7 protein-coding genes, 1 pseudogene and 1 riboswitch are annotated in these 11,243 nt (G+C 65.5%); of the genes and pseudogenes, 7 read left to right on the top strand and 1 reads right to left on the bottom strand.

What is annotated here, in order from left to right; genetic code table 11:
* Window positions 1-144 precede the first annotated feature (144 nt).
* Window positions 145-680, bottom strand: a pseudogene (locus J2X01_RS21595) (isochorismatase family protein).
* Window positions 681-1,356: 676 nt separating this feature from the next.
* Here J2X01_RS21595 and J2X01_RS21590 point away from each other — a divergent pair.
* From J2X01_RS21590 to J2X01_RS21560, 7 genes are all read left to right on the top strand, one after another.
* On the top strand, window positions 1,357-5,223 hold the full coding sequence (locus J2X01_RS21590; protein ID WP_310062500.1) for a hydantoinase B/oxoprolinase family protein: 3,867 nt from the start codon (window positions 1,357-1,359) through the stop codon (window positions 5,221-5,223).
* Window positions 5,224-5,362: 139 nt separating this feature from the next.
* On the top strand, window positions 5,363-6,727 hold the full coding sequence (locus J2X01_RS21585; RefSeq protein WP_310062498.1) for an MFS transporter: 1,365 nt from the start codon (window positions 5,363-5,365) through the stop codon (window positions 6,725-6,727).
* Window positions 6,728-6,970: 243 nt separating this feature from the next.
* Entirely contained in the window at window positions 6,971-7,606 is a 636-nt protein-coding gene (locus J2X01_RS21580) for a sarcosine oxidase subunit gamma (RefSeq protein ID WP_310062495.1), read from the top strand.
* Complete coding sequence (locus J2X01_RS21575) at window positions 7,606-9,021, top strand: L-serine ammonia-lyase (protein ID WP_310062491.1); 1,416 nt, start codon at window positions 7,606-7,608, stop codon at window positions 9,019-9,021. The genes J2X01_RS21580 and J2X01_RS21575 overlap by 1 nt, the downstream gene beginning before the upstream one ends.
* A gap of 3 nt (window positions 9,022-9,024) precedes the next feature.
* Window positions 9,025-9,909: a formyltetrahydrofolate deformylase gene (gene purU, locus J2X01_RS21570; protein ID WP_310062488.1), complete on the top strand. Its 885-nt coding sequence runs from the start codon at window positions 9,025-9,027 to the stop codon at window positions 9,907-9,909.
* Between the two features lie 580 nt (window positions 9,910-10,489).
* Window positions 10,490-10,587: riboswitch (glycine riboswitch) on the top strand.
* Window positions 10,588-10,745: 158 nt separating this feature from the next.
* Window positions 10,746-10,925 (top strand): hypothetical protein, encoded by a 180-nt coding sequence (locus J2X01_RS21565; protein WP_310062485.1) that lies wholly within the window; start codon window positions 10,746-10,748, stop codon window positions 10,923-10,925.
* 105 nt (window positions 10,926-11,030) lie between these two features.
* On the top strand, window positions 11,031-11,243 hold a 213-nt coding region (locus J2X01_RS21560), incomplete at its 3' end, for a serine dehydratase beta chain (protein WP_310062480.1).

The following is an 11,243-nucleotide window of genomic DNA, read 5'->3' as shown; positions in this document are numbered from 1 at the left end:
CCGGGTGCTAGTGCAGTCACCCGTAGGAGTCATCGTACGGTGTGCCCGTTCCACCTCTGGCCGGAGGCCGGGCCACCACCCGCTGCGGGCACGCCACGGCGCAGCCCAGGAGAACCGGGACCGCGCCGTGGTGTGAGGATCTGATCAGCCCACAGGGGCATTGATCGGGATCGCCGAGGTCGGCACGGTGTCGGCGAAGTCGGGCAGGTTGTTGAGGTACCCGATGACGTTCTCCAGCGGCTCGACGTCACCGAACTTGGAGTCCATGTCGAACAGGTTCCAGGCCACGACACCAGGGACCCGGTCGCCCACGGCCTCGTTGACGATGATCGGGCGGAAGCCCTCAGCGATTGCGTCCTCCACCGTGTGGCGGACACAGCCGGCAGCGGTAACGCCCGTGATGATGACGGGATGACGAGCTCGCCGGGCTGCGGGGCGATGCGGTCGTCGATCTTCACGGCTTCCGAGTTGGGGTCCAGGGTCTCGACCGGGATCTTCTGGGACCAGAGGCCCATATCGGATGGCAGGTTCACGTCGAGGACGTCATAGGCGGTCGTCGTGTAGATCACCGGCACGCCCTTGGCGCGGGCCGCAGTGTTCAGGTCCTGACAGGCCGGGATGATGGTCTCCATGTTCTTGCAGGAGAACTGGTGGCCCGGGCGGGTCCAGGCGCTGGCCATATCGATGTGGATGACGGCCGGCCGGGTGCCGTAGCCGACGCGACGCTTGAATCCGCGCTTGTGGTACTCCTCGGTGTCGGCCGCGAAGACGTTCTCCAGCAGGCTCTCGAGTTCGGCCTCAAGCTATTCGTGGTTGTTCTCCGACATGATCGTGACTCCTTTTTTACCGATAGTGGCAATGGCTATGGGGTGGATCAAGCAACGGGGACCGGGGGTTCCCGGTCCAGATTGTTGCTGTGCCATCACACTAGTTGCTGATTACGCAACGCGCAACCCCCTTATTTGGGATTTAGCGGAATCCCCCCTTTGGGCTACGGACCTTGGCCGAAGTCTTCCGAAAACCGAGAAATCCCGAGCAGGGTCTGCAGAGGGCCGGGCAGGGAGGGGGTCGGAGCAAGCGAATTGTCCGAGAAGGCGTCCGGGGCCGCGCCCTTTACCTAATCGCCACATCCGGCTTGGATACAGAAGGGGCGCCTCAAAAAAAGACCCGCGAGGCATTGCATGTTGCTCCCATGGGAACTACATTGCTTAGTAAGCAACTGTGTGATCTACAGCACATTGATTTGCGGTCTAACCCCAGCGGACTCCAACCCGGGGCTAGCCTTATCGGCCGAGAGGCCCCGCAGGCTTTCCCCTTCAACGCAGTCCTGAGCCTCACTTCCGAAAGGACCCCATTATGAAGCGCATCGGAGTAGACGTCGGCGGTACATTCACCGACTTGTATTTTTCGGACGACGCCCAGCGGATCGCCGTTGTGGAGAAGGTCCCGTCCACCCCGCACGACCCGTCCGAAGCCGTTATCTCAGGCATCAAGAAGCTCTGTGAGAAGGCCGGGGTGTCGCTTGCGGAGATCGACCAGCTGGTGCACGGGACCACGGTGGCTACGAACACCGCACTGACGCACACGGGTGCGGAGGTCGGGATGATCACTACCGAGGGTTTCCGGGACATCCTGCACATCGCCCGTCACAAGAAGCCGTACAACTTCTCTCTGCAGCAGGATCTGCCCTGGCAGACCAAGCCCCTGATCAAGCGCCGTCACCGGCTCACCGTCAAGGAGCGCATCACCGCCCCGAACGGCGAGGTCCTGGTTGCCCTGAACGAGGACGAGGTCCGTGAGCGCGTGCGTGAGCTGAAGGCGGCCGGAGTCGAAGCCATCGCCGTCTGCCTGCTGCACTCGTATCTGAATCCCGCCCACGAGCAGCGGATCGGGGAGATCGTCGCGGAGGAGTTCCCCGAGGCTTACCTGTCCCTGTCCAGCGAGATCGTGCCCCTGTACCGGGAGTATGAGCGGTTTTCCACCACGGCGCTGAATGCCTATGTCGGGCCCCGGGTCTCCCGTTACCTCTACCGCCTGCAGGAGCAGGCCGAAGGCTTGGGTTACAAGCGGGAGATCCTGCTGATGCAGTCCTCCGGCGGTATGGTCCCGATCAAGGAGGCTGCCAAGCGGCCCGTCACACTGATGATGTCCGGCCCGGTCGGCGGCCTGATCGGCGGCATGTGGGCCGGTCGCCAGTCCGGCTTCGAGAACGTGGTCACCCTGGACATCGGCGGTACCTCAGCGGACATCGGTGTGGCCTACCAGGGTGAACTGCGCATGCGCCACCTGCTGGACACCAAGATCGGCGACCACCAGGCCATGGTCCCGATGGTGGACATCGACACCATCGGCGCCGGCGGCGGCTCCATCGCCTACGTCGACGCCGGCGGGGTCTTCCGCGTCGGCCCGCAGTCTGCCGGCGCGGTCCCGGGCCCGGTCTGCTACGGCCGCGGTGGGACGGAGCCGACATCAACTGACGCCCAGATGCTGCTGGGCCGCATGCGTCCTGACCGCGTCCTGGCAGGCTCCGGCATGGATCTGGATCTCGAGGGCGCCCGAAAGGCCATGGAAGGTCTGGCGGAAAAACTCAACATGTCCGTGGACCAGGCCGCCCTCGGCGCGCTGCAGATCCAGAAGTTCGGCATGACCCAGGCGATCGAGCAGAACTCCGTCCGCCGCGGCTACGACCCGCGCGACTTCACCCTCGTCGCCGCAGGCGGTGCCGGCGCACTGTTCGCCTGCGAGATCGCTGCGGAGCTGGAGGTCCCGAAGGTGCTGATCCCGGCCCACCCCGGCATCATCGCCGCCACCGGTCTGCTGGCTACCGACGAGAAGTATGAGTTCGTCGCGACCAGGCGGTTCACATTCGCCAGCGCGGACCCTGCCGCCATCCAGGGCTCCTATGAACAGCTGGAGCGCGACGCCAACGCCCAACTCGATGCCGAGGACGTGCCGGCCGGACGCCGCAAGCTTGAATGGCTCGCGGACGCGCGCTACGAGGGCCAGGGATACGAGATCCGCTTCACTGCCCCCGCCGGACCGGTCAACCAGGCCTGGCTGGAAAAGGCCGAGGCGGCCTTCCACGACGCCCACTTTGAGGAGTACGGCCACCGCTTCAAGAACGGCACCGTGGAAGTCATCAACATCCGGGTGGAGGCCAGCGCGGTGATGGATGACCTGCCCACGCCGGAAGCGATCAAGTCCGGTTCCCTCGAGGACGCCCTGGTGGAAACCCGCCCGGTGACCTTCGAACAGGATGGCAAGCCGGTCACCCTGGACACCGGCTTCTATGACCGGGACAGGATGGGTGTGGGGATCACCTTCGCCGGCCCCGCCATCATCGAGCAGTACGACTCCACGATAGTTGTTCCTCCGGGATTCTCCGGAACGGTGGATGCAGCGGGCAACCTCGTCATCGACTGCCCGGCTGCCACCCAGAGCGCCGAGAAACTGGCCACCCCGATCCTGATGCGCGTGATCGGCGGCGCCCTGAACTCCGCGGCCAAGGAAATGGCCTCGGTGCTGTTCCGCATGGCCTACTCCTCGATCATCCGTGAGTCCGAGGACCTCGGTGCAGGGCTGTTCGACAAGGACGGCAACGTGCTGGCCGAGTCCGACTCCACGCCAATGTTCATGGGCTCGATGCCCAAGATCGTCAAGGGTGTGATCTCGGTCCTCGGCGATGATATCCACGATGGTGACATCATCCTGCACAACGATCCGTATCTGGGCGCCACGCACTCCCCCGACGTGGCGATCATCGAACCGATCTTCCACGACGGGGAACTCGTCGGCTTCGCCGGCGCCTCGGGCCAGCTGATCGACAACGGCGGCGCGTACTCCGGGCTGATGGTGGACATCCAGGACATCCAGTCCGAAGGCACCATCTTCCGGGCAGTGAAGATTTCCGAGAAGGGCGTCCGGCAGGAATCGCTGATCCGGCACATCCTCAACAACACCCGGACACCCACCTCCAACGAGGGCGACTTTCAGGCGATGATCGCCGCCTGCGAGCTGGCCAAGACCCGCTATACCGCCCTCATCGAGCGCTACGGATTCGGCGCGGTGCGCGACGCCGGCCAGAGCTGGATCGACTACTCGGAGCGGATGCTGCGCCAGGAGATCGCCAAGATCCCGGACGGCGTCTACGAAACCGAGGTCGGCTACCTGGACGACGACGGCCGTAACTACGGCAAGAAGCTGCCGATCGTCGTGAAGGTGATCATCGAGGGTGACGAGATCACGTACGACCTCACCGGGTCCTCCGAACAGGTGCCCACCGCCTACAACTGCGCCTTCGAGGGCACGACGGTCTCGGCGTTCACGTTCATCACCCGCATGATGTTCCTGGACGAGGTCGCCTTCCCGGTGTTCGTGCCCCAGAACGAGGGCATGCTCAAGCCGTTGAAGGTGATCGCTCCGGAGGGCACCATCTTCAACCCGAAGTACCCGGCGGCGACCTTCTCGCGGTTCTCCCAGGTGCAGCGCGCCGTAGACCTGGCCCTGCGGGCCCTGGCCCCCGTTATCCCCGAACGCGTCACCGCCGGCAACTCCGCCCACATCCACTTCATCTCCTACTCCGGTTGGGACGAGAAGCAGGGCGAGTACTGGGTCTACCTCGAGGTCAACGAGGGCTCCTACGGCGGCCGCGCCACCAGCGACGGGCCGGACTCCGTGGACAACCTCATCGCCAACACCCGCAACAACCCGATCGAGGAGCTCGAGTGGCGGTTCCCGATGCGCACCGACCGCTACGAACTGCGTTCCGAGCCGGCGGCGGCCGGCGAGTTCCGCGGCGGCATCGGCATCGTCCGGGAGAACACCTTCCTGACCGACACCGCGATCACCTGCGAGGGTGAACGCCACGAGTCGGACGTGCCGTGGGGCGCCTTCGGCGGCCATGAGGGCCTCAACGGCTCGCTCGTGAAGAACGTCGGCCGGGCGGGCGAGGAGTCCTGGCCGTCCAAGGTCACCGGTCGTCAGCTGCTGGCCGGCGACTCCCTGCAGATCACCGTGCCCAGCGGTGGCGGCTTCGGTGACCCGCACAAGCGGGACCCGCTGAAGGTCCTCGAGGACGTGCTGGACGGCTTCACGACCGCCGAGGCGGCCGCCCGGGACTACGGCGTGGTCCTCAAGGAGGTCAACGGCCAGCTCACGGCCGACCTGGAGGCCACCGCCGAACGCCGCGAGGTTTTGGTCTCCGAGCTCAGCTCCACAAGCTGATCGAGGAGCAGCAGTGAAGGGGCGGTCTGGGGGCCGGTCAGCACTCTGGCCTCCAGGCCGCCCCTTCGTTCCGTACTCATCACGTCCTCATCACATCCTCATCACATCGCCCACTCATCCCCGTGAATTAGGAACTGTTATGTCCTCTGCCCCAACCTTCCGATTCGTCGAGTCTGATGTCAGGCCCAAGGACGTCCGGCTGGCCACCTGGATTTGCTTCTTCGCCTGGACCTTCGCCGTCTATGACTTCGTCCTGTTCGGTAACCTCCTGCCGATGCTGGCCTCAGACCTCGGCTTGAGCGCGGCCCAGTCCACGGGGATCAATACCTGGGTGACCGCCGGCACTGCACTGGTGGCCTTCGCGATCGGCCCGATCGTGGACCGGATCGGCCGCCGCAAGGGCATCCTGATCGCCGTCGTCGGTGCCGCCGTCGCCTCACTGCTGACCGCCACTGTCGGCTGGGTTGTGGGCATCGCTGCCGGCCTGGGACTCGTCTTCCTGGTCCTCGTGCGTTCACTGGCCGGCCTCGGGTACGCCGAACAGGCCATCAACGCGGCCTACCTCAATGAGATGTTCGCCCACCAAAGCGATCCCGCCAAGGCCCGCCGCCGCGGTCTCATCTATTCACTCGTCCAGTCGGGCTGGCCGGTCGGCTCCGTACTTGCTGCCGGGTCTGTCTACCTGCTGTTCCCCATCGGCGGGTGGGCGCTCTGCTTCGCCGTGGCCGCCCTCCCCGCCGTCTTCATCGTCATCGCCGGACGTTGGCTCAAGGAGAGTCCCCAGTTCGGCCACCGTCACCAGATCGACAAGATGATCAAGGACGGCCGGATCGAAGAGGCGCAGCAGCTCGGAAGCAAATACGGAATCGATGTCTCGGAGAAGGCCAGCCCACTCGTCTCGGTCTTCCGCGGGGAATCGCTGCGGTCCACCCTGACGATCGGCGGCGCGTTCCTCCTGAACTGGCTCGGCGTCCTCGCCTTCGCGATCCTCGGCACGTCGCTGCTTACCGCACCGGACGGCAAGAACGTCGAGTTCGACAACGCGCTGCTGGTCCTTATCATCTCCAATACAACGGCCTTCGCCGGCTACCTGTTCCACGGCTGGTTGGGCGACCGGATCGGGCGCCGTAACGCGATCGGGATCGGCTGGATCCTGTGTGCCGTCTCCTTCTTCACCATGCTCCAGGCACCGAACGGGAACTTCCCGCTCATCATCGGGCTATACAGCGCCGGGCTGTTCTTCCTCATCGGGCCCTTCTCCGCCCTGCTGTTCTTCACCGGCGAGAGCTTCCCCGTCCACACCCGGGCGACCGGCAGCTCCATCATCAACGCCTCCGGCCAGGTCGGGGCGATCATCGGCGGCCTGCTGATCACCGCCACCCTCGCCGCCGGCGCCGGCTGGATCAACGCCACCCTCTGGTGGGGAGTGATCCCCATCCTGGCCTCCGGACTGCTCATCTTCGCCGCCCGGAACGTCGACCCCAGCAAGGTCCGCCAGGACTGACAGGCCCGAACCGCACCACAAACACCATCCGCCCGGCGGGAACTCCCTGAACACCAGAGAGTTCCCGCCGGGCGGATGACATTAAATCCCTACAGTCACGGGACTCCGATTCGCGCATACGCCGCCCAAGAGACCTTGCGGGTGCCGCGCTTCACACTGGTCAGTTGGTCCGCGTCCATGCCGGGATGTGGACGTGCTCGTTGGCGAAACCGTACTCTTCGACGCAGAAAGGAACACGCAAAGATGGCTGATACAGCAGCATCCGAAAACTCAAACCAGATCCGTAATGCCAGGCAAAGCCCCGCATCGCACCTGCGGGAAGCGTTCGTCTCCGGCTCGGCGGCCGGCGCCGTTGAGCTTCGGGAGGTGCCATTCCTGACCATGATAGGTGTCAGGGTTGACCCGCAGACCGAAGCAGGAATGCGAATCTCCTCCGTGACCGGAGGGCTGCCCCCCAAGTCAGGAGACGTCCGGGGTACCGGCGACACCGCCGTGCTCTGGCTGGGACCCGAGGAATTCCTCGTCGTGGCACCCACCGAAGTCCACGAGTCCCTCGGCACCGATCTCATCCAGAGACTGCTGGCCGCGCTGGCCGACGGACAGGGCCAGGTGGTGGACCTGTCATCCAACCGCACCACGTTTGAACTCTCCGGCCCCCGCTCCTGCGCCATGCTGGAGAAGGGCTGCTCCCTCGACCTCCACCCGTCAGTGTTCAAGGCCGGGATGGCACTGTCCACGGAAATCGGCGGCATCCCCGCCGTCCTGTGGAAGACCGCGGAAGAGACCTACCGGATCTTCCCGCGGGCGTCCTTTGCGGAGTTCCTGGGCCGCTGGCTCCTGGACGCCATGCGCGAATATGCGTCCCCAGAGGTTCCCTGATGGCGCTTAGCGTCCTTGACCTGTTTTCTGTTGGCATCGGGCCGTCCTCCTCCCACACGGTCGGCCCGATGCGGGCAGCCAAACGGTTCGCTGACGGGCTCAAAAGCGAGGGGCAGCTGAGCTCCACCACCAAGGTGCAGGCCGAGCTGTTCGGTTCCCTCGGCGCCACCGGGCGGGGCCACGGCTCCGACAAGGCCGTGGTCCTGGGCCTGCAGGGCCAGGACCCCGAGACGGTGGACACCGGAACCGCCGACGACCAGGTGGCAGCTGCCGCCCTCGACGCCGAACTCCGGATCGGCGGGGACCACCGGGTGGACTTCAACTGGGACGAGGACGTGGTGCTGCACCGCCGCAAGTCCCTGCCGGCCCACCCCAACGGCATGACCTTCCGGGCACTGGACCACACCGGCGCGGTGCTCAAGGAGCGCAGCTACTACTCGATCGGCGGCGGCTTCGTGGTGGACGGCACCGCACAGGGCGCTGACCAGGTGGTGGCCGACGACACGGTCCTGCCGTACCCGTTCACCACCGCCGACGAGCTCCTGGACATCTGTGCCCGCGAGGGCATGTCCATCTCCGACGTGATGCTCGCCAACGAACTCGTCTGGCGCACCGAAGCCGAACTCCGGGACAAGCTCCTGGCACTGTGGGCGGTCATGCGCCAGTGCGTCGAGAACGGCTGCGCCGCGGAGGGCATCCTGCCCGGCGGACTGAACGTCAAACGGCGCGCCCCCGCGTTGTTCCGGACGCTGGCGGCATCCGCCGTCAGCGCCGAAGCCGAGGCGAGGAACCCGTCCCCGGTCCAGGTGCCCGCCGACCCGCTGCTCGCGATGGAGTGGGTCAACCTGTTCGCCCTCGCCGTCAACGAGGAAAACGCCGCCGGCGGGCGGATCGTCACCGCCCCCACCAACGGTGCCGCCGGCATCGTGCCGGCCGTCCTGCACTACTACGTCAAGTTCGTCCCGGGCGCCAACGACGACGGCGTCATCCGGTTCCTGCTCACGGCCGCCGCCGTCGGGATCCTGTTCAAGATCAATGCCTCCATCTCGGGAGCCGAGGTCGGCTGCCAGGGCGAAGTCGGGTCGGCCTGCTCGATGGCCGCGGCCGGGCTCTGCGAAGTCCTGGGCGGCACCCCTGCCCAGGTGGAAAACGCCGCCGAAGTCGGAATCGAACACAACCTCGGGCTGACCTGCGACCCCGTCGGCGGGCTCGTGCAGATCCCCTGCATCGAACGCAACGCCATCGCCAGCGTCAAAGCGATCAACGCCGCCCGCCTGTGCCTCCACGGCGACGGCAGCCACAAAGTATCCCTCGACAAAGCCATCAAAACCATGCGCGAAACAGGAGCGGACATGAAAACGAAATACAAGGAAACCTCCCGCGGAGGCCTCGCCGTGAACGTCATCGAGTGCTGAACCATGGATACTCCGAAGAGCAGCGCCGCTGAATACGTCCTGACCCTCGATTGCCCGGAAACACGGGGACTGGTCCACGCCGTGTCCGGATTCCTGCTGGAACAGGGCTGCGACATCCTCGAAAGCAAACAGTTCGACTCGCAGGACGACGCCCAATTCTTCATGCGGCTCCACTTCGCTTCAGCCGGTGACTCCGCCGGCGGACCGGCCAGCCTGGACTCGCTCCGGGAAGCCTTCGTGCCGGTAGCCGAAAAATTCGGGATGCAGTGGGAACTGCGCGCCCACGCAGCCAAACACCGGGTCCTGATCATGGTGTCCAAATTCGAGCACTGCCTCAACGATCTGCTCTTCCGCGCCCGCATCGGCGAACTGCCCATCGACATCGTCGGGGTCGTCTCGAACCACCAGGATCACCGCGGGATCGTGGAATGGCACGGCATCCCCTTCTTCCACGTGCCCGTCACGGCCGACACGAAACCCGCCGCCGAAGACCGTCTGATGGAGCTGGTCGACCGGCTCGACGTCGAACTCGTGGTCCTGGCCCGCTACATGCAAGTGCTCAGCGACGACCTGACCCGCAAACTGGACGGCCGCGCCATCAACATCCACCACTCCTTCCTGCCCAGCTTCAAGGGCGCCAGGCCCTACCACCAGGCGCACGCCCGCGGCGTGAAGACCGTCGGCGCCACCGCCCACTACGTGAACGCGGAACTCGACGAAGGCCCGATCATCGCCCAGCAGGTCGTGGAGGTGGACCACACCTTCGGTCCGGAAGAGCTCGTCGCCGCCGGCCGGGACACCGAACGCAAAGCCCTCTCCAACGCCGTCCGCTGGCACTGCGAAGGCCGCGTCTTCCTGCAGGGCAACAGGACCGTCGTCCTGCGCTGACTGTTCGCCCGGCGCCACCCCGGGCGAACCGCGAGGCGGCCCGCACGCGTTCCGGCCCGATTGCACCCCCGTCACACCACTGAAGCCCGGCGTGTTCCCCAGAACGCGCCGGGCTTTGCCGTGTCGGGCAGAAGCAACCGGGCAGGAGAGCGCGCCAGTATTCGATCCACCTCGTCCTGCCGTTCCCTCTTCGGCGCGGCCGTGGCACACTAGGGGAACTATCGAGTGACTGGGGGGATCCACGTCAGGAGATCGTCATGGTCATTGTGATGCACCCCCGCTCTTCGTGCTCCCGGTGGGCGGTGAGCAACCCATGATGATCGGTTGGGCCTACCTGATGGCGGGAATTATGACCATCGACGGGCTCCTGCTGGGACTGCTGCTGCTCAACATAAAGTGGCCAAAGCACTGAACCTGGGCACTGAGCCAAACCCCCGCCTCCCGCGCTGGGTGATTTGATCCCCGGGCCGCATCCACCGTCCTGACGTGGAAACATTTCCTGCGTCCGGGCGTAATTTTGTGTGTGGTCCACGCAACAGCTAGAGTGTGAGGTGTGTCACCCACAAGCGACACATGCTTTTGATCTGCGGCGGGAGAGTCCTGCCGGTACGTTCAGCAGGCGCCGTAGGAGCAAATCCTCCCCAGGAATCTCTCAGGCCCACGTACCGCCGCGGCTAGGCAACTCTGGAAAGCAGTCCGGTTACCGGGCTCACCGAAGGTGCAAGCGGAAACCTGCAACATCAGGATCCGCGGAAACTCTCAGGTCACAGACAGAGCGGGGAGGAACCCGACTCATCGTGGCGCCCTCGGTGCCACCTGAATTATGGAGTTCCTGCGTGACGATCCAGTCCTCCCCGTCGACACTCGCCGGCCGCCTCACCGGCGCCCGCCACGTTCGCGCCCGCCGCCAAGCCGGCACCGCTGCGAGCTCACCGGCCAGGACGCCGGGCGCCGGCTTCGCCTGCCCCTCTCCCTACCCCGGTCCCGCGGATCTCGAGATCCCGCTGCCTGAGTAGCCCCAAACGTGGTACCGGTCCCGGTTCTTGGGGGACTGGCACCGGTACCACCCCGGCCCGTGACCCGTTGTCCGGCTGTCGTCGTTCTCACAAAAGGTATTTATCATGGCTGTTGGAGTCTTCGATCTCTTTTCGATCGGCATTGGGCCGTCCAGTTCGCACACGGTGGGCCCGATGCGGGCTGCGGCGGTGTTCGCCGAGGAGCTGAAGGCCTCCGGGGTGTTGGAGCGGGTGGCGTCGCTGCGCGTTGACCTCTACGGGTCCCTTGCCGCGACCGGCCATGGCCATGGCACCATGACCGCGATCCTGCTGGGGCTG

Source organism: Arthrobacter ginsengisoli (assembly GCF_031456935.1).
GTDB classification, from domain to species: domain Bacteria; phylum Actinomycetota; class Actinomycetes; order Actinomycetales; family Micrococcaceae; genus Arthrobacter; species Arthrobacter ginsengisoli.
Note: the sequence above shows the minus strand (reverse complement) of the source record. Positions and strands in the feature narration are given on the sequence as shown.

Bases quoted from the DNA above. Each gene is read 5' to 3' on its own strand.
- J2X01_RS21580 (WP_310062495.1), top strand. From the start codon at position 6,971: ATGGCTGATACAGCAGCATCCGAAAACTCAAACCAGATCCGTAATGCC.
- J2X01_RS21585 (WP_310062498.1), top strand. From the start codon at position 5,363: ATGTCCTCTGCCCCAACCTTCCGATTCGTCGAGTCTGATGTCAGGCCC.
- J2X01_RS21590 (WP_310062500.1), top strand. From the start codon at position 1,357: ATGAAGCGCATCGGAGTAGACGTCGGCGGTACATTCACCGACTTGTAT.
- purU (WP_310062488.1), top strand. From the start codon at position 9,025: ATGGATACTCCGAAGAGCAGCGCCGCTGAATACGTCCTGACCCTCGAT.
- J2X01_RS21575 (WP_310062491.1), top strand. From the start codon at position 7,606: ATGGCGCTTAGCGTCCTTGACCTGTTTTCTGTTGGCATCGGGCCGTCC.